This window comes from Paraburkholderia fungorum (genome assembly GCF_046027215.1).
GTDB lineage: Bacteria > Pseudomonadota > Gammaproteobacteria > Burkholderiales > Burkholderiaceae > Paraburkholderia > Paraburkholderia fungorum_D.
The window spans coordinates 734,264-753,259 of record NZ_JAQQEN010000002.1 but is presented as its reverse complement, the minus strand read 5'-3'; the positions used below and the strand labels follow the sequence as shown (position 1 = coordinate 753,259).

Here is an 18,996-nt window from a genome sequence, read left to right as displayed (position 1 = left end):
TAATGCGCGCGCTAATGCAAACCGGAGCGGTAGTCGTACGCGAACCTCCCGGTGAGCAGTCACCCGATTGCAAAAAGCGGCGATACGAGAATGAGTTCGCGCCTTGCGATCACGGCAAGTTTTGTCGATCGACAGCCTGTGTCGCCGCGCGCCGCTTGGTAGGCCAATCACCCCCATAAAAATGGTGCGATGCACAACGAAAGTTCGGGTCCCCGCAGACTTTGTTGTCTCTGAACGACCCATTTCCGCTTCCCGCACACTTTGTTGTCTGCCGATAGTACGCAAAAAATCAGTTTGACAAACTATCTTTAGATATATATCTTACGACACATCTTAAGACACAAATGGGAGTACCCAAGATGCGTCATCACCACCGATTTTCCCGGTCGCGCAGCGCGGACGAGGCTTTCCATAGCGAATCCGACCGTTCCTCGCTGCATGCGCTCTGGCATGCGTTCGCTCGTCACCACGAATATCGCGGCGAAGGCTTTGGCCACCGCCGCGGCGATCCTGACGACCGTGACGACCGGCACGCATTTGATGCCGGCGAGCGTGGCCGCGCAAACCGCGACGAGCGCGGCGACCGGCACGGCCATGATGAGCGTGGCGGTTTCGGCCGTCACGGCTTCGAGCGCTTCTCGCTGCATGCGCTCTGGCACGCGATCGGCCGCCATCACGATCATCGCGGCGCAGGCCGCGGAGGGCGCTTCGGCGGCGGTCCGGGCGGTTTCGGCGGCGACGGCGAAGGTTTTCCGCGCGGCCGCAAATTCACGTCGGAAGATCTGCAACTGCTGCTGCTCTCGATGATCGACGCACAGCCGAGCCACGGCTACGAGCTCATCAAGGCGCTCGAAACGCGCTCGAACGGTTTTTATAGCCCGAGCCCCGGCATGGTTTATCCGGCACTCACGTATCTGGAAGAACTCGGCTACGTCACGGTGACGCTCGAAGGCAATCGTAAGCGCTACGAACTGGCTGAAGCGGGCCGCGAATATCTGGCGGCCAACCGCGAACGCGTCGAGTTGATGCTCGCCAAGCTGACTCATATCGCCCGCAAGATGGATTCCGTGCGCCGCGCGTTCGCCGGTGAAGAACCGGCCGACATCAGCGAAGGCGGCTGGCTGCCGGAACTGAACGAAGCGCGCCGGGCGCTCAAGCATGCGCTGCTGCGCCGTGACAACGCGCCGGCCGCCGAACAGCGCCGCATCGCCGCGATCCTGATGCGCGCGACGCGGGAAATCGAAAACGACGGCTCTGCCACGAGCGATAACGGCGGCGCCGAACAACCCGTCTGATCCGCTACCTCGTGACTTTTGCGCGCGCTTGCGCGCCGCTCAAACGAACAGGAGTAACACCTTATGCCGAAAAATGAGCTGGCAAATGACAACCGGGCTGATCTGGCCGTCCATCGCGTGCGGCATCCGCTGAAGTTTCGTCTGTTGCAGGTCGTGCGGGTGCACGCGCTGAGCCCGCACCTGATCCGCGTCACCTTCACTGGCGAGGATCTGCACGACTTCGTCTCCGCTTCGTTCGACGACCATATGAAGGTATTTTTCCCCGAACCCGGCGCTGACAAACCCGTGTTGCCGGTCGCGGGCCCTGACGGCCCTGTGTTTCCTGCAGACCAGCCACGCCCGATTGCACGCGATTTCACGCCGCGCCGCTTCGACCGCGCCGCACGCGAACTCGACATCGAATTCGCGATGCACGAAGCCGGCCCCGCCGCGACGTGGGCGGCACAAGCCAAAGTCGGTCAGAACCTCGGCATTGGCGGGCCGCGCGGCTCGCTGGTGATCCCGACGGGCTTCGACTGGCATCTGCTGATCGGCGACGACACCGCGCTGCCGGCGATCGCCCGCCGCCTCGAAGAACTGCCGGCCGGCACGCGCGTCGCGGCGGTGATCGAAGTGGCTGATCCGTCGGCGCAGATTGAATTTACAACGCAGGCCGAACTGCATCTCGTCTGGCGTTACCGCAGCGAGTCCGGCTATCGCGGCGAGGCCTTGCTGCAGGCCGTGCGCGAAATCTACTTGCCTGAAGACGGCGAAGGCTACGTGTGGGCCGCGGGCGAATCCGCGACGATGCGTGCCGTGCGCTACCACCTGTACACCGAACGCGGCGTCGACAAATCGCGCATTCGTGCGGCCAGCTACTGGAAACAGGGCGCCGAGGCAGTTCACGAATCGCTCGACGACTGAGCAACCGCGAGCGTGTGCGCGATGACCTGCGCGGGGGCCAGGTAAGCGGTGTGCTTCAAAAAAATGAGGAATTGATCGATGTATTCAATTGGCACAAAGCATGAGCGCCGTTTGCTATGGCTGCTTGCGCTGACGCAGTTCACCATCATCATGGACTTCATGGTGATGATGCCGCTTGGGCCGCAGATCATGCACGCGTTCAGTGTTACGCCTGCCGCGTTTGCAACGGCCGTGTCGGCGTATTCGTGGTGCTCGGGTTTGTCGGGGCTATTCGCTGCGACCTATATCGACCGCTTCGACAGGCGCCGCCTGCTGCTTGCTGTCTATGCGCTGTTTGCGCTGTCGAACCTTGCATGCGCGTTGGCGGACAGTTTTTCGCTGCTGCTTGCCGCGCGTGCTTTTGCGGGGATCACGGGCGGCGTGCTGGGATCGGTGATCATGGCGATTGTCGGCGACGTGATCCCGGTGCAGCGCCGCGGCGCCGCGACCGGCACGATCATGACGGCGTTCTCGCTGGCGGCGATTGCAGGCGTGCCGGCTGGCGTGATGCTTGGCGCGCACTTCAACTGGGCTGCGCCGTTCTTCCTGCTGGTGGTGCTATCCCTGCTGGTCTGGTTTGCCGGTTTGCAACTGGTGCCTTCGCTGAGCGAACATCTGAGCCGCAAACAGCCGGCGCTCGGCGAGGTGCTACCCGACTTGTGGCGGTTGTTGAGTAACCCGCGGCATCTGAACGCGTTTGCGCTAACTTTCATGATGATGGTGGCGCATATGCTGGTGATTCCGTTTATCTCGCCCGTCCTCGTAGCCAATCATGGCGTGGCGCCGGCGCAGTTGTCGTGGTTGTACATGGCGGGCGGAGCGGCGACGTTTTTCACTTCGCGCAGGGTGGGCCGGCTTGCTGACAGGTTTGGTACGCGCCGCGTGTTCCGGATTGCTGCCGTGCTTTCATTTCTGCCGGTGCTGTTTGTGACCCACCTGCCGGATCTGCCGTTCTACGCCCTGGTGATGTTTTTCCCGTTTTTTATGGTGTTGTTGTCCGGGCGGATGGTGCCGATGCAGGCACTGTTGACCACAGTGCCGGAGGCCTCGCGACGGGGGGCGTTTCTTAGCGCTAATAGCGCGTTGCAGGCGCTGGGCACGGGATGCGGGGCGTGGATTGGCGGTTTGATGCTGAGTAGTTCGGCTACTGGGCAGATTGTTGGATACGGGACAGTTGGATGGGTGGCGGTCGCTGTCGCGACGGTTGGGGTGTTTTGGGTTTCTCGGGTTAGGGACCCCCAGAATGGGGTGGGGGCGCTTTCGGCGCGGGGTTTTGGGGATGCTGTGAGGTGAGGCATTTTTTTGCCTTTGGCGGCGGTATTTTTGCTGTGTGCCTACGGCGTTTGGTGTTTCATTTCTTATTGGTTTATTAGCGTTCCCCCCGTACAGGGGGAACGCTAATAAACCAATAACAAAGCAAGAAAAGGCCAAAGCGGCAAGAACCAGGAAATGCCGCCGCCAAAGGCAAAAAAATCACCCCTCCTCTACTCCCATCCCAACAAGCGGATGCCCCTCCCTCTTCCATGGCGAAGTCAAAAAATACCGAACTCTTTCAGACCGCACTTCCGCAAGCGTAGCGGGCGCCCACCGTCCTTTACGATCCTTGTCGATCAACAACGCCCTCACGCCTTCGCAGAAATCGCCCTCCTCGATCACATGCTTCACGATTCCCAACTCCATGCGGAAGCATTCAGCCAGTGTCATCTGCCGACCTCGCAACAGCGCCTCGCGTGTCACGTACAACATCGTGGGCGAATGCCCAATCATTGCGTCATAAGTGGCCTGCAGCCACTGCCTGACCTCGCGCGCAGGCTCGCGCGCCAGATCGTGCCGCAACGTAGCGACAATCCGATCAACGCTCGAACGCCGATCGAAATGCCGCAAAATCAGCTGCGTAAAAGACCCCAACGCAGCATGCGGAACAATATTGCATGGCGGCTCGAAAACGCCCCGCAAGGCTGCCAGCAAATCCCCCTCGTGCGACATGCGCTGCAACCGCTCTTCGAAACTCGTCAGCCACTCGGCAGGCACGCACAAATCAGCCAGTCGCAAACGCAAGGCATCGGCGCCGGACAACGTCACGCCCGTCAGCCCGACATACAGTTCGACCTCCGCAGGCATCACGCTCAGAAAACGTGTCGCGCCCACATCCGGCAGAAAACCGATACGTGTCTCCGGCATCGCAATCTTGCTGCGCTCGGTCACGATGCGCAGGCGTGCCGCCTGGCCAAGCCCCATGCCGCCACCCATCGAAACGCCGTCGAGGAGCGCGATCACCGGCTTCGGAAACTTGTGCAGCGCATAGTCGAGGCGGTATTCATCCACAAAAAAGGCCAGCCAGCGCGCGTCGCCGTGCTTCGCCAGACGATGCACCTCGCGCACGTCGCCGCCCGCGCAAAAGCCCTTGGTGCCCGCGCCTTTCAGCACCAGAGCGACAATCCCGTCGTCAGTGCGGCAATGCTCGACCAGCACGGACAGCTCGCGCACCATCGCGTGCGAAAGCGCATTCAGCGCAGCCGGCCGGTTCAGCGTAATGATCGCAACACGGTTGACGACGCGAAACAGAATCTCCCGCTCCGCCTCGACGCTCGCGTCAACCGCGATACTCTGCAATGCGCTCATTGCTGCGTCGCCTGCTCGGCCCGCTCGGCGTGCTCGGCGGCCTGCGTCGCCTGCCAGCGCGGCGCGCGCTTCTCGAGGAACGCGTTGACGCCTTCGCGCTGATCGGCGCTATCGAACAGATCGACAAAGCGCTCGCGCTCCACCGCCAAAGCGGCCCCACGCGGCACCCCGTTGCGGCCCTGGTGTATCAGCGTCTTGCTGAAGCTCACGGCTTGTGGGCTCAGCGTGGCGACGCGCGCGGCCATCGTTAGCGCGGCCTCGCGCGCCGCGCCCTTTTCCACCACTTCTTCAACCAGACCGATGCGCAACGCGGTCGTTGCATCGACGCGTTCGCCAGTCAGAATCATCCGCTTGGCCCAGCCTTCGCCGACCAGCCACGGCAGCGTCTGCGTGCCGCACCCGCACGGCAGCAGGCCCACCGCCGTTTCCGGTAAGGCCAGCAGCGCGTGCTGTTCAGCGATGCGGATATCGCACGCCAGCGCGCATTCGAGACCGCCGCCCATCGCATAGCCATTGATCGCGGCGATCACCACCGGCCGAGCATTCTGCAAGGTCTCGAATGCCGCGCCAAAGCGCGTCGCCGCCGTGCGCGCGACTTCGCGGTTGCCGTCGGCGAAGGTGTTCAGGTCGGCGCCGGCGCTGAAGAACTTCGGACCGTCGCCGGTAATCACGATCGCCCGCACGTGCGCCTCGCCGTTCAGACGCTCGACGGTTCGTTGCAACAGCAGCAAACCCTCCCGCGTGAAGGCATTCGCGGGCGGCCGCTTGAGCGTCAGCAGCGCGACAGCGCCTTCATGCGCGTAGTCGAGTTCGATCATCACGCCGCTCCGTTCTTGCCGTCGTTCCGATACAGCTTGATAACCGCGGAAAAGTCGAGGCGTCCTGCCCCTTTCGTGCTCATGGTCTGATAAAGCTGTTGCGCGAGCGCGCCGAGATACACGGGCTGGCGCGCGAACTTCGCGGCGTCGGTGGCGAGGCCCAGGTCCTTGAGCATCAGGTCGGTGCCGAAGCCGCCGGTATAGCCGCGTGTCGAAGGCGCGGTCGCGATCACGCCGGGCATCGGGTTATACGTGTCCGAACTCCAGCAGCGCCCTGTCGACGTATTGATGATGCCGCCGAGCACTTTGGTATCGATGCCGAGCGCTTCACCCAGGGCCATCGCTTCGGCCACGCCCGCCATCGTGATGCCGAGGACCAGGTTGTTGCAGATCTTTGCGACCTGACCGGTGCCAGTGTCGCCGCAGTGCACGATGTTCTTGCCCATCGCCGACAACACCGGTTTGACCTGTTCATACGCATCCGCGCTGCCGCCCACCATGAAGGTCAGGGTGCCCGCCGCCGCGCCGCCGGTGCCGCCCGAGACGGGCGCATCGACGAAGGTGTTGCCTCGTTGCTCGGCCAGCTCGGCAAACGCCTTCACACTCGCCGGATCGATGGTACTCGAATCGATGATCGTCACGCCTTCCGCGATGCCGGCGAAAACACCGTCATCCGCTATCAGCACGCTGCGCACGTGAGTGGCAGCGGGCAGCATCGTCACCACACATTCGACGTCGGTCACCGCGGCTTTCGGCGAACTTGCGGCTTGCGCGCCGGCGTCGACGAGTGTCTGCACCGCTTGCGCGTTGAGATCGAATACATTGACCGCATGACCCGCCTTGAGCAGATTGAGCGCCATCGGTGCGCCCATGTTGCCGAGTCCGATAAAGCCTATTTTCATGATGTCGTCTCCTGTGTCGACCAGAGTTAGCGCTTTAGCGCTTACTCTGGTCCCATGCAAAGCTGTCGACCAGAGTTAGCGCTTTAGCGCTTACTCTGGTCCCATGCAAAGCTGTCGACCAGAGTTAGCGCTTTAGCGCTTACTCTGGTCCCATGCAAAGCTCGATCGGAGTTAGCGCCTCAGCGCTTACTCCGATCCCATGCAAAGCTGTCGATGGGAGTTGGCGCTTTAGCGCCTACTCCCATCCCATGCAAAGCTGTCGCCCGCGCTCAGCGCAAGCTGATGGTCGTATTGACGCCATCATTAACAGTGTCGTCGTCGAACCAGCGAGCGGTGACGGTCTTGGTCTGCGTGTAGAACTGCACAACCTGCTTGCCATACGGCCCAAGGTCGCCGAGCTTCGAGCCGCGCGAACCGGTAAAGCTGAAGAACGGTACCGGCACCGGAATCGGAATATTGATGCCGACCTGGCCGATATCGATCTCGCTCTGGAATTTGCGTGCTGCCGCCCCGCTCTGCGTGAAGAGCCCCACGCCGTTGCCGAACGGATTGCGGTTGACGAGCGCGATCGCGTCGTCGAGCGTCGCCGCGTTCAGCACCACCAGCACCGGGCCGAAAATTTCCGTGCGGTAGATGTCCATTTCAGCAGTGACATCGGTGAACACCGTCGGGCCAATGAAATTGCCTTGCTCGTAGCCCGGCACCGTCACGTCGCGGCCGTCGAGTGCGAGCGTTGCGCCCTCTTGCACGCCGGTTTCGATCAGGCCGAGAATGCGTTGCTTCGCCGCGCGCGAGACCACCGGGCCGATGTCGGTATTCGGTTCATTGCCCGCATTGACCTTCAGCGTTTTAGCCTTGGCGACCAGATCAGGCAGCCATTGCTGCGCCGCGCCGACCAGCACCACCACCGAGGTCGCCATGCAGCGCTGCCCCGCCGCGCCGAAGCCCGCGCCGGCCAACGCGTTCAAGGTCTGCTCGCGATTCGCATCGGGCAGCACCACCGCGTGATTCTTCGCGCCCATCATCGATTGCACGCGCTTGCCGTGTTCGCTGCCGAGGCGGTACACGTGGGTGCCCACCGCGGTCGAGCCGACGAATGAAATCGCCTTCACCAGTTCGTGCGTGCAGAGCGCGTCGACCACGTCCTTACCACCATGCACGACATTCAGCACGCCCTTGGGCACGCCTGCTTCCAACGCCAGTTCGACCAGTTGCATCGTCGACAGCGGGTCCTGCTCGGAGGGCTTCAGCACAAACGTATTGCCGCAGACAATCGCCATCGGGAACATCCACAGCGGAATCATCGCGGGGAAGTTGAACGGCGTGATCCCCGCGCATACACCGATCGGCTGACGCAGCGTGTACGTATCCACGCCGCCCGCCACGTTTTCCGCGAATTCGCCCTGCTGCAAGGTGCCGATCGAACAGGCGTGTTCGACCACTTCGAGACCGCGGAAGATATCGCCTTCGGCATCCGGAATCGTCTTGCCCTGCTCGGCGCTCAAGGTCTTCGCAATGCGCGGCATGTGTTCGCGGACCAGCGCCTGGTACTTCAGCATGATGCGCATGCGCGCGCCGATCGGCGTGTCCTTCCAGGTTTTGAACGCCGCGTGCGCGCAGCTGATCGCTTCGTTGACTTCCGCGGCGGTGGCGAACGGTACCCGTGCGAGCACCTCCTGCGTAGCCGGGTTGACGATATCGCGCCACTCGGCGGACTTCGATTCGACGAACTCGCCGTTGATCAGCAGTTTGACCGTGGCGACATCGCGCCCGGCGTGATTCGAAGCAATTGCGCTCATGCTGTAACTCCTGTGCAGTGGCCGCGCGGCGGCCGGACAGTGAAGAGAAAGACGGGAAATCGGTCAATCAACGCAGATCGGGAAAGTCCTCCTCCCAATACTCGTCTGGCAGACGCGCGGGTTCGGCTTCGCGCTCCATTTCGCGGCGCCGCAATTCGACGCGGCGAATCTTGCCGGAGATGGTTTTCGGCAGATCGCTGAACTGCAGGCGGCGAATCCGCTTGTACGGTGCGAGTTTTTCGCGCGAGAACGCAAACACGGCGCGCGCGAGTTCGGGGCTGGCTTCATAGCCGTGCCGCACGGTGACGAAGGCTTTGGGCACGGACAGGCGCAGCGCGTCGGCGCTCGGCACCACGGCCGCTTCGCCAATCGCCTCGTGTTCGATCAGCACGCTTTCGAGTTCGAACGGGCTCAAGCGGTAATCGGACGATTTAAAGACGTCGTCGGCGCGGCCGACGTAGATGTAGTACCCATCGTCGCGGCGCAGCGCGACGTCGGAGGTGCGGTAGTAGCCGTTGCGCATCGCCTGCGCGGTGGCGTTGGCGTTGTTCGCATAGCCGGTCATCAGGCCGAGCGGACGCTGCGCCAGCGGCAGCGCGATTTCGCCTTCAGTCACAGGCTGGTCGTCCGCGTCCAGCAGTTCGATCCGGTAGCCGGGCAGCGGCCGCCCCATCGATCCCGGCACCACCGGCTGGCCTGGCGAGTTACCGATCTGGCAGGTGGTTTCGGTTTGACCGAAGCCGTCGCGGATCGTGATGCCCCACGCGTGCTTCACGCGCTCGATGATCTCGGGATTCAGGGGTTCGCCCGCACCGACGATCTCGCGCAGCTTCACCGGGTAGTCGGTGAGATGCTCCTGGACCAGCATGCGCCAGACAGTGGGCGGCGCGCACAGCGTGGTGACGTTGAAACGCACCAGCACGTCCAGCGTATCTTTCGGTACGAAGCGCGGAAAGTTGAACACGAACACGCAGGCCTGCGCATTCCATGGCGCGAAAAAGCAGCTCCACGCGTGCTTGGCCCAGCCCGGCGAACTGATATTCCAATGGATGTCGTTCGGTTGCAGGCCGATCCAGTACATCGTCGACAGATGGCCGACCGGATAGCTCTGATGCGTATGCTCGACCAGCTTCGGCTTCGACGTGGTGCCCGACGTGAAGTACAGCAACAGCGGATCGGTGGCAAGCGTGACGCCGTCAGGGGTGAATTGGGGCGCCGCGTCATAGGCCGCGGCGAGGTCGATCCAGCCGTCACGCGGCGTGCCGACCGAAATGCGCGTGAGCGGCACGTCGAGCGCGTCGAACTTCGCCAGTTCCGCACTGTCGATGACCGCGAAATTCGCGCCGCCGATCAGTACGCGATCGCGCACGTCGTCGGTGGAGAGCTGGGTCGTGGCAGGCAGCACGATCGCGCCGAGCTTCATCGCCGCGAGCATCACGTCCCACATTTCGACGCGGTTCGGCAGCATCAGCAGCACCTTGTCGCCGCGTCCCACGCCAATGCCGCGCAGGAAGTTCGCCATGCGCGACGAGCGCTCCGACATCTGTGCGTACGACAGACGCAGCCCGTCGCTTGCGGGATCGTCGACGATCCATAGCGCCGGATTGTGGTTGTCGCGCGCGACCACATCGAAGTAATCGAGCGCCCAGTTGAACTCGCCCAAGGACGGCCATGCGAATTCGCGGTATGCACGGTCGTAGTCGGTTCGATGGCGCAATAGCAGGTCACGCGCCTCGAAAAAGCCTTTCGCTGCAGTCATCGTCGTCTCCTTGGTGGCGCGGCATGCGCGCCACTTCTGTTTTATTGGCAAGCTATTTTGCGCTCAAACACCGTTGGTTTCCGCTTTAGACGTGGCGCGCGATCACCATCCGCTGCACTTCGCTGGTGCCTTCGTAAATCTGCGTGATGCGGGCGTCGCGGTAGTGGCGCTCCACCGCATAGTCCTCGAGATAGCCATAGCCGCCGTGAATCTGGATTGCGTTCGAGCAGATTTCCTCGGCCAACTCCGACGCAAACAGCTTGGCCTGCGATGCCTCCGACAGGCACGGCTTGCCCGCCGTGCGCAGCCGCGCCGCGTGATGCACGAGCAGCCGCGCGGCATTGAGGCGGGTGGCCATATCGGCCAGCATATTGGCGATAGTCTGATGCTCCTTGAGCGCCTTGCCGAACTGGATGCGTTCGTTCGCGTAGTGACGCGCGGCATCGAAAGCGGCCCGCGCGATGCCGACCGCTTGCGCGGCGATGCCGATGCGCCCGCCTTCGAGATTCGACAACGCAATACGCAAGCCTTCACCCGGCTCGCCGAGCAGGTTGACTTCGGGCACCGCGCAGTCGTCCAGCGAAATCGGGCAGGTGTCGGACGCGCGAATCCCGAGCTTGTGTTCCGGTTTGCCGACGTTGAAGCCGGGCGTGTCGGTCGGCACAATGAAGGCCGACAGGCCACGCTTGCCTCGGTCAGGATCGGTGACGGCAAACACGATCGCGATATTGGCGCGCGCGCCGTTGGTCACGAACTGCTTGCTGCCGTTAAGAATCCACTTGCCGTCGCGCAGCACCGCGCGGGTACGCAGGTTGTTCGCCTCGGAGCCCGCTTGTGGCTCGGTCAGGCAGAAGGCGCCGATGCGGCGACCGGTAGCGAGATCTTGCAGGTAGCGGTCTTTCTGCGCGTCGCTGCCGAAGTTCAGGATTGGTCCGCAACCCACCGAGTTATGCACGCTCATCAGGGTGGCGCAGGCGGCGCAGCCGGCGGCGATTTCTTCGAGCGCGAGCGCATAGGCCACGTAGTCGGTGTACGAGCCGCCCCACTCCGGTGGCACGATCATGCCGAGAAAACCCAGTTCGCCCATCTGCGTGACGACCTCGTCCGGCAGGTGCGCATCGCGATCCCATTGCGCCGCGTTCGGGGCGAGGCGCTTCGAGGCAAAGTCGCGGGCGGCGTCGCGGATCATCCGTTGTTCGTCGGTGTAGAAGCTATCCATAGGGCTCGGTCTCGGTCTGTTGCGTCTGCGGCGGCCTCGCGGCGGCGGGCTGGGTACGAACGGTTGAGGCAAGTGTAGGCAAGCTGCTGGACAGGTTCGATGCTCAGCCCGATCATTCTGGCTGAGCGCATTTACCATACTGGTACCATGCAAGTCCGATTCAAGCCACGTTTTCAAAGGCTTAGCGAATCGCCACAAGGAAACCGTTGAGCGCATTTGCAACGCATCAACCACGCGGCAATCACGTGTCTGCCGGAAACTCATGAAAAACGATAAGGGCACTATCTCCGTCAGCCTGGTCGAGGAGACCCTCGCGCTAGCGCGGGCGAGCGGTCTCGACGCGCTGCCGCTCGCCGAAGCCGCCGGCATCGCGGCGACCATGCTCGCCTCGCCGAAGAGCCGTGTCTCGTCGGCGCAATACGGCGCGCTTTGGGCCGGCATCGCCCGCGCGCTCGACGACGAATTCTTCGGCCAGGACACGCACCGGATGAAAAGCGGCAGCTTCATCGCCATGACGCAAACGGCGTTGACCGCGCGCAATGGCGCGCAGGCGCTTACGCGCGCGGTCGGCTTCATGCGCCTGGTGCTCGATGACCTCGGCGCGCGGATCGAAACCGACGCGCAGCGGGTCCGGCTGCGCTTCGTCGAGCGCGAAGGCACCCAGCCGCCCGCGATGTTCGCTTACGCGACCTACTTCATCCTCGTCTACGGCCTGCTGTGCTGGCTGGTCGGCCGGCGGATTCCCTTGCTCGAAGCGCGCTTTCGCTGCGCCGCGCCGCCGGCCGCCCATGAATACCGTCTGATGTTCTGCGACGACATGAGCTTCGAGCAGTCCGAGTCCTATGTCGACCTCGCGCCGTCGTTTCTCGAACTGCCGGTGGTCCAGACCACGAAGTCGGTCAAGCCGTTCCTGCGCGATGCGCCCGGCAGTTTCATCGTCAAATACCGCAATCCCGGCTCGCTTGCGGCACGCGTACGCAAAACGCTGCGCGCACTGCCGATGACCAACTGGCCCGCCGCCGACCAGATGGCAGAACGCCTGCACGTCGCCGAGGCGACCATGCGGCGGCGTCTGAAGCACGAAGGCTATACCTATCAGTCGATCAAGGACGACCTGCGGCGCGACATCGCAATCGGCGAATTGCAGGACACCGACCGCACCATTGCCGACATCGCCAACGCCGTCGGCTTCGCCGAACCGAGTGCGTTTCATCGCGCGTTTCTCAAGTGGACCGGCATGCGGCCGTCGGATTACCGGCCGGCGCGCGCGGATTTCACGCGTCGCGCGGAATCGGACTAAGCTGTAAGGAGCAGGCCAGCCTTTGGTGAGGTTCCGGCCCGCGCCGCTCGATACCCGTCGAGCCGGCGTGGCGGCCGTCAGCGATGAGCACGTATCCGCGTCTCCCGTTCCGGCAGTCTGGTCCGCGGCCGCCGTTTATCAGCGGTGGTGTCGTGGGCCGGTGGATGCGCGGCGTGACCGCGCTTGGAATGGTGTTGGCTTTTTCAGCCGCGCTGTATGTGAATCCCTTGCCGCTGCAGGCCGCCGTTGCACCCGGCGGGGTCGTGGTGATTCCGGTGAACGGCGCGATCGGTCCGGCGAGCGCCGACTTCATCGTGCGCAGCCTGCAACGCGCCGACGAAGAGCACGCCCAGCTCGCCGTGCTGCAGCTCGATACCCCCGGCGGGCTCGATACGTCGATGCGGCAGATCATCAAGGCGATTCTCGGCTCGCCCGTGCCGGTCGCCACCTTTATCGCACCGAGCGGCGCGCGCGCCGCGAGCGCCGGCACCTATATCGTCTACGCGAGCCACATTGCGGCGATGGCGCCGGGCACCAACCTCGGCGCGGCCACGCCGGTTCAGATGGGTATCGGCGGCGCGGAGCCGCCCGGCGGCGCCAACCCACCGGGCCTGCCCGGCGCAGCCAGGCCGGCCACCGCGCCCGCCTCAGCCGGTTCCGCGGCGGGCGCCTTACCGCTCGACACGCAGTCGACCGAACTGCGCAAGCAGGTTCATGACGCCGCGGCCTACATCCGCGGCCTCGCGCAAATGCGCGGGCGCAACGCCGACTGGGCCGAGCGCGCGGTGCGCGAAGCGGTGAGCCTGTCGGCCGCCGATGCGCTTGCGCAGCACGTGGTCGATCTGAATGCACGCGATATCCCCGATCTGCTGCGCCAGGTGGACGGCCGCACCGTCAGCACGAGCCGCGGCAACCTCGCGCTGCACACCGCGCAAGCGCCGGTCGTCACACTTGAAGCCGACTGGCGCAGCCATTTTCTGGCCGTCATCACCGATCCGAACGTCGCGCTGATTCTGCTGATGATCGGCATGTACGGCCTGTTCTTCGAGTTCGCCAATCCGGGTTTCGTGCTGCCCGGCGTGGTCGGCGCGATCAGTCTGCTGATCGGCCTCTTTGCCATGCAGATGCTGCCGGTCAACTACGTCGGACTCGGCCTGATCTTTCTCGGCATTGCGTTCCTGATCGGCGAGGCGTTCCTGCCGACCTTCGGCTCGCTCGGCTTCGGCGGCGTGGTCGCCTTCGTGATCGGCGCGCTGATGCTGATCGATACCGACGTGCCCGGCTACGGCATTCCGCTGCCTTTGATCGCGGCGGTGGTCGTGTTCAGTGTCGTGTTCGTGTTCGCGGTGTCGAGCGTCGCCTTGCGGGCCAGACGGCGGCCCGTGGTGACCGGTTCCGAAGCGATGATCGGCAGTCTCGGCGTCGTGCTCGACGGTGGCCTCCTGGCCGAGGGTGGCACGACCGCCGGCTGGGCGCGGGTGCATGGCGAACGCTGGCGGGTGTCCAGCACGGCTCCGGTCGCGGCCGGTCACGCGGTGCGCGTGACCGCGCGGCGCGGACTGACGTTGACCGTGGTGCCGGCAGAAGCAATACAACAAGGAGAACGCTCATGATCGGTTTCACATTCGGCTTCAGCAGCATTCTGATTCTGCTGCTGGCCGCGCTGATTGCTTCGTCGATACGGATTTTCAGGGAGTACGAACGCGGCGTCGTGTTCATGCTCGGCCGCTTCTGGAAGGTCAAGGGACCCGGCCTCGTACTGATCATCCCGATCGTGCAGCAGGTGGTGCGCATGGATCTGCGCACGATTGTGTTCGACGTGCCGCCGCAGGACGTGATTACGCGCGACAACGTGTCAGTCAAGGTGAACGCGGTCGTGTATTTCCGCGTCGTCGATCCGGAAAAGGCCGTGATTCAGGTGGCGCGCTATTTCGAAGCAACCAGCCAGTTGTCGCAAACCACCTTGCGCGCGGTGCTCGGCAAGCATGAACTCGACGACCTGCTGGCCGATCGCGAGCAGTTGAACGCCGACATCCAGAAAGTGCTCGATGCACAGACCGACGCGTGGGGCATCAAGGTGGCGATCGTCGAGATCAAGCACGTGGACATCAACGAGACGATGATCCGCGCGATTGCGCGCCAGGCCGAAGCCGAACGCGAACGGCGCGCCAAGGTGATTCATGCGGAAGGCGAACTGCAGGCTTCGCAGCATCTGCTGGAAGCCGCCCAGACTCTCTCGAAGCAGCCCCAGGCGATGCAGCTGCGCTATCTGCAAACCCTCACCACGATTGCCGCCGACAAGAACTCGACGATCGTTTTCCCCCTGCCGATCGACCTGCTGAGCGCGGTGCTGGAGCGCTTTGGCAAGCCGTCGGCGCCCTGAAACGGAGGCGCCTTTGATTCACGGAATGAAATGCTGCATTACCTTCAATCGCCTTATTCGAAAGGCATACGAAAACTAAAATACAGGGGTCTTTTTTAACCGCTCCATAGGAGCTAGTCATGAAAATCGTTTCTCGCATTGGATTAGGCGCGATGCTTGCCGCCATGTTGATGAGCACCGCGTTTGCGCAGTCGGCGCGGCCTTACGATCCGTCCGCGCCGAAAACGCGCGCCGAAGTCAGAGCCGATCTGGCCGAATGGCGCGCCGCCGGCTACGATCCGCTCGACTGGATCGACTACCCGTGCAATGCGCAGAAAGCCGGCCGCATTGTCGCGATGCACCGGGCGCAGCAAGCCGGCGGGAGCATCACGCAGTAAGTTTCTGGTTTCATCGCAGCCCAGGTGGGGCCACTCGCGAGCGTAAGCGTCGCGCCTGCCGCCCCACCCCGCGCGCTGGCAAGGTATCATCTCGCCCCTTTCATCCGCATCCGGAATCCACACGATGCCAATCTGGGTAGACGCCGACGCCTGTCCGGTCGTCATCAAGGAGATGCTGTATCGCGCTGCGCGCCGCACGGGCATGCCGGTGACGCTGGTCGCCAACTCCTTTTTGCGCGTGCCGCCGTCGCCGCTGATCCGCGCGATCCAGGTACCGGCCGGTTTCGACGCCGCCGACGATCTGATCGCTGAACGGGTCGCTCCGAATGACCTTGTGATTACCGCCGATATCCCCCTCGCCGCCGCCGTCCTCGCCAAACAGGCGCAGGCGCTCGATCCGCGCGGCAACTGGTTCACCCCCGGCACCATCGAAGAACGGCTGCGCATGCGCTCGATGCTGGATCAACTGCGCAGCAGCGGCGTCGATACGGGTGGCCCGGCCGCCTTTAGCCCCCGCGACAGCAAGTCTTTCGCCGGCGAGCTGGATCGCTGGCTGGCGAAGCAACGGCCGCAACCTGATGCGCCGACACCACACTCAGCCGACGAACCGCCCAGCACCTGAGCTTTAACCGTGCATTTCATCCGCGCGATGCGGTGTACCGTTGTCAATCATGATTACAATCCGCCCGTAGCCTGCTTGAGCAGCAGTGCTCCGGGCGCCACGTCAGACAGCTGCCTGCCCCATGCACGCCTGATCCGCTACGTAGCGCCCGCCTTAACCACAAGAAACGCTTTTGAAACGACGAGAGACGCGCCTCATGGACTCCATAAAACGCTACTTCGGCTTCGACGCCGCCGGCACCAATCTGCGCACCGAAGTGCTCGCTGGGCTAACCACCTTCCTGACGATGGCCTACATCATCTTCGTCAATCCGGCGATTCTCGGCGACGCCGGCATGCCGAAGGACGCGGTATTCGTCGCGACCTGTATCGTCGCCGCGCTGGCCTCGCTGATCATGGGGCTCTACGCGAACTATCCGATCGCGCTCGCGCCCGGCATGGGTCTGAACGCGTACTTTGCGTACACGGTCGTCAAAGGCATGGGCTTCACCTGGCAGGCAGCGCTCGGCGCGGTGTTCATCTCCGGCTGCCTGTTCATGATCGTCACGCTGTTTCGCGTGCGTGAAGTGATCGTCAACGGGATTCCGCATTCGATCCGCATTGCCATTACCGGCGGCATCGGCCTCTTTCTGGCGATCATTTCGCTGAAGTCGGCCGGTGTGGTGGTCGGCAATCCGGCCACGCTCGTGACGCTCGGCGATCTGCACAACCCGCACGCGATCCTCGCGGTGATCGGCTTCTTTGCGATCGTCACGCTCGATTACCTGCGCGTGCGCGGCGCGATCCTGATCGGCATTGTCGGCGTGACGGTGCTGAGCTTTTTCTTCGGCGGCAATCAGTTCCACGGCATCGTCTCCGCGCCGCCCTCGATCTCGCCGACGCTGTTCCAGCTCGACATTCGCGGCGCGCTGTCCTCCGGCGTGCTGAACGTGATCCTCGTGTTCTTCCTCGTCGAGCTGTTCGACGCGACCGGCACGCTGATGGGCGTGGCCAATCGCGCCGGCTTGCTGGTGGAAGGCAAGATGCACCGCCTGAACCGGGCGCTGCTCGCCGACAGCACCGCGATCCTCGCTGGCTCGATGCTGGGCACCTCGTCGACCACCGCGTATATCGAAAGCGCCTCGGGCGTGCAGGCCGGCGGCCGCACCGGCATGACGGCCATTACAGTCGCCGTGCTGTTCCTGCTGGCGCTGTTTTTCGCGCCGCTGGCGGGCGTCGTGCCCGGCTACGCGACGGCGCCGGCCCTGCTGTACGTGTCGTGCCTGATGCTGCGCGAAATGCTCGATCTGCCGTGGGACGACGCCACTGAAGTCGTGCCGGCCGCGCTGACCGCGTTGCTGATGCCGTTCACCTACTCAATCGCCAATGGTGTCGCGTTTGGTTTCATCTCCTATGCCGGCCTGAAACTGCTGACCGGCCAGGCGCGCACGGTGAAGCTGGTCGTGTGGATCATCGCGGCGATTTTCCTGTTCCGCTATTTCTACCTCGGCAGCGAATAGAGAAGCCGGCGCGGGGACAAGTAGCGCTCAGCTCTGGATGGACGATCATGTTATTAGCGGCGCCCGTTCTGATCGGGCACCGTTTATCATCTGATGATTGATCGCAACGAACGAACCGCTCACCGGAGTTTTCCGTATGTCCTATCAACGCGCCTCGGACCGCTATAGCGCGCCCGCCATCTTTTTCCACTGGGCTATTTTCCTGCTGGTCGCGCTGGCTTATCTGGCGATTGAAATACGCGGGCCGAAGGGCACCGACAGCCGGATCTTCTGGAGCAGCGTGCATTACTGGGCCGGCACGCTGGTGCTGTCATTGGCCGTCTTGCGGTTACTGTGGCGCCTGTGGGCCGGCGCGCCCGCCGAAATCGACGGCAACCGGCTGCTTGCGTTTCTCGCGCGCGCCGCGCATCTCGCCCTGTACGTTTTCATTTTCGCGCAACCGCTGCTGGGGATCCTGCTGATCAACACCGGCGGGCATCCGGTGACGCTCGCCTGGATCAACGTCAATTACGTCTTCGTCGGCGCCGATCCGATCGCGCGGCCCATGCTCAAGGCGGCGCACGAGTGGCTCGGCAATGCGTTCTACTGGGTCATCGGCTTGCATGCGTTGGCGGCGATCGCGCATCACGTGGTGTTCAAGGATCGGACGCTGCGGCGGATGGTTTGAAGCGGGTTTGATTCGCTTCTCTGGCGCTGGTGTGGAAAGCGTGCGGCAAGCGGCCGCGCGTGTGGACTGCGGGCGGCACGAATGGCCGCGCCCGGTCGGATTACTGGCGCCGCGCGTGGGTTTGCATCTCGTCTTGCTCTTGCGCGGCTTTCTACAATCTATGGTCGCTGGGCCTTCGGCCCGTTGGCGCGTGGTGTTTCAGTTACGCCAATTGGCTTCGTAGAACCGCACATAGCCACTGCGCAGCACCAGGCACTGCGCGCTCGTTTCCGATAACAGCCGCCGGGTTGCGGCCTCGATGCGGGCCCGGTGTGCGTCGAATGCGTCGACCATATCCTCCAGACGCGGCGATGCGGCACCGAAGTGATCTTCCAGCGCTTCCGCCGTAATCATGCACTCGACCCTCTGCCCATCGACCATTGCCGGGAACGCCAAGGTAAGTTCGCGACCTGAATATTCGGGAGTTTCGTTCGGGAATAGGATCTGCATGGGAGTTCGCCTAAAAGGTTAAGTGCTGCACGTGCGGCTTGGTGGGGCGCGCTTCTGGCTGCTTTATCCTCCAGTTCGAATGCTGAGTGGCGCGGGCTGTTCACTTCCTGGCGGCAGGGCGCGATAGTTCGCGCCGCGCGGAGGTGATTTGATTCACTTTAGACGAGTTGCGGCGCGGCGCAAGTTTTCCTTATCGGCTGCTTTGATTTGGTGCTTCAGGTGGAGATTTTTGGCGAAGCCCGTCATTTCTCCGCGCTCCTTCCTCCGGTTTTTCCCCGGCTCGCGGTTGGCCTCCCGTCCTGTA

At 63.3% G+C, this 18,996-nt stretch carries 17 protein-coding genes; 10 read left to right on the top strand and 7 right to left on the bottom strand.

Annotated features, from left to right (window positions below; genetic code table 11):
• Nucleotides 1-359 precede the first annotated feature (359 nt).
• The 3 genes from PQR27_RS24120 to PQR27_RS24110 all read left to right on the top strand — a co-directional run bounded on the left by PQR27_RS24120 (nucleotide 360) and on the right by PQR27_RS24110 (nucleotide 3,530).
• A complete protein-coding gene (locus tag PQR27_RS24120; protein WP_408526156.1) occupies nucleotides 360-1,295 on the top strand; it encodes a PadR family transcriptional regulator in 936 nt (311 codons plus the stop codon).
• 63 nt (nucleotides 1,296-1,358) lie between these two features.
• Nucleotides 1,359-2,198 (top strand): siderophore-interacting protein, encoded by an 840-nt coding sequence (locus tag PQR27_RS24115; RefSeq protein WP_408526155.1) that lies wholly within the window; start codon nucleotides 1,359-1,361, stop codon nucleotides 2,196-2,198.
• A 78-nt stretch (nucleotides 2,199-2,276) separates the two neighbouring features.
• Nucleotides 2,277-3,530, top strand: a complete 1,254-nt coding sequence (locus PQR27_RS24110) for an MFS transporter (protein ID WP_408526154.1) — start codon at nucleotides 2,277-2,279, stop codon at nucleotides 3,528-3,530.
• 180 nt (nucleotides 3,531-3,710) lie between these two features.
• Here PQR27_RS24110 and PQR27_RS24105 read toward each other — a convergent pair whose 3' ends face one another.
• From PQR27_RS24105 to PQR27_RS24080, 6 genes are all read right to left on the bottom strand, one after another.
• A complete protein-coding gene (locus PQR27_RS24105) occupies nucleotides 3,711-4,859 on the bottom strand; it encodes an enoyl-CoA hydratase/isomerase family protein (RefSeq protein ID WP_408526153.1) in 1,149 nt (382 codons plus the stop codon).
• Nucleotides 4,856-5,677: an enoyl-CoA hydratase gene (locus PQR27_RS24100; RefSeq protein ID WP_408526152.1), complete on the bottom strand. Its 822-nt coding sequence runs from the start codon at nucleotides 5,675-5,677 to the stop codon at nucleotides 4,856-4,858. Before PQR27_RS24100 ends, PQR27_RS24105 begins: the two co-directional genes overlap by 4 nt.
• Complete coding sequence (gene mmsB, locus PQR27_RS24095) at nucleotides 5,677-6,579, bottom strand: 3-hydroxyisobutyrate dehydrogenase (protein WP_408526151.1); 903 nt, start codon at nucleotides 6,577-6,579, stop codon at nucleotides 5,677-5,679. Before mmsB ends, PQR27_RS24100 begins: the two co-directional genes overlap by 1 nt.
• A gap of 269 nt (nucleotides 6,580-6,848) precedes the next feature.
• On the bottom strand, nucleotides 6,849-8,378 hold the full coding sequence (locus PQR27_RS24090; protein WP_408526150.1) for a CoA-acylating methylmalonate-semialdehyde dehydrogenase: 1,530 nt from the start codon (nucleotides 8,376-8,378) through the stop codon (nucleotides 6,849-6,851).
• 67 nt (nucleotides 8,379-8,445) lie between these two features.
• The gene (locus tag PQR27_RS24085; RefSeq protein ID WP_408526149.1) at nucleotides 8,446-10,137 is read right to left on the bottom strand and encodes an AMP-binding protein; all 1,692 of its coding nucleotides are present in this window, start codon (nucleotides 10,135-10,137) and stop codon (nucleotides 8,446-8,448) included.
• A gap of 85 nt (nucleotides 10,138-10,222) precedes the next feature.
• Entirely contained in the window at nucleotides 10,223-11,356 is a 1,134-nt protein-coding gene (locus PQR27_RS24080) for an acyl-CoA dehydrogenase (RefSeq protein WP_408526148.1), read from the bottom strand.
• Nucleotides 11,357-11,618: 262 nt separating this feature from the next.
• Here PQR27_RS24080 and PQR27_RS24075 point away from each other — a divergent pair, with 262 nt between their 5' ends.
• The 7 genes from PQR27_RS24075 (at nucleotide 11,619) to PQR27_RS24045 (ending at nucleotide 18,203) form a co-directional block, all read left to right on the top strand.
• Nucleotides 11,619-12,656, top strand: coding sequence for an AraC family transcriptional regulator (locus PQR27_RS24075; protein WP_408526147.1), 1,038 nt, complete (start codon nucleotides 11,619-11,621; stop codon nucleotides 12,654-12,656).
• An 83-nt stretch (nucleotides 12,657-12,739) separates the two neighbouring features.
• Entirely contained in the window at nucleotides 12,740-14,269 is a 1,530-nt protein-coding gene (locus PQR27_RS24070; RefSeq protein ID WP_408526146.1) for an NfeD family protein, read from the top strand.
• Entirely contained in the window at nucleotides 14,266-15,039 is a 774-nt protein-coding gene (locus tag PQR27_RS24065; RefSeq protein ID WP_408526145.1) for a slipin family protein, read from the top strand. The genes PQR27_RS24070 and PQR27_RS24065 overlap by 4 nt, the downstream gene beginning before the upstream one ends.
• A 119-nt stretch (nucleotides 15,040-15,158) precedes the next feature.
• Nucleotides 15,159-15,416, top strand: coding sequence for a DUF4148 domain-containing protein (locus tag PQR27_RS24060; RefSeq protein ID WP_408526144.1), 258 nt, complete (start codon nucleotides 15,159-15,161; stop codon nucleotides 15,414-15,416).
• 124 nt (nucleotides 15,417-15,540) lie between these two features.
• A complete protein-coding gene (locus PQR27_RS24055; protein ID WP_408526143.1) occupies nucleotides 15,541-16,038 on the top strand; it encodes a YaiI/YqxD family protein in 498 nt (165 codons plus the stop codon).
• Nucleotides 16,039-16,234: 196 nt separating this feature from the next.
• Nucleotides 16,235-17,536, top strand: coding sequence for an NCS2 family permease (locus PQR27_RS24050; RefSeq protein ID WP_408526142.1), 1,302 nt, complete (start codon nucleotides 16,235-16,237; stop codon nucleotides 17,534-17,536).
• 136 nt (nucleotides 17,537-17,672) lie between these two features.
• Nucleotides 17,673-18,203, top strand: a complete 531-nt coding sequence (locus PQR27_RS24045; RefSeq protein ID WP_408526141.1) for a cytochrome b — start codon at nucleotides 17,673-17,675, stop codon at nucleotides 18,201-18,203.
• A 198-nt stretch (nucleotides 18,204-18,401) separates the two neighbouring features.
• Here PQR27_RS24045 and PQR27_RS24040 read toward each other — a convergent pair whose 3' ends face one another.
• On the bottom strand, nucleotides 18,402-18,692 hold the full coding sequence (locus tag PQR27_RS24040) for a DUF1488 family protein (RefSeq protein ID WP_408526140.1): 291 nt from the start codon (nucleotides 18,690-18,692) through the stop codon (nucleotides 18,402-18,404).
• Nucleotides 18,693-18,996 lie beyond the last annotated feature (304 nt).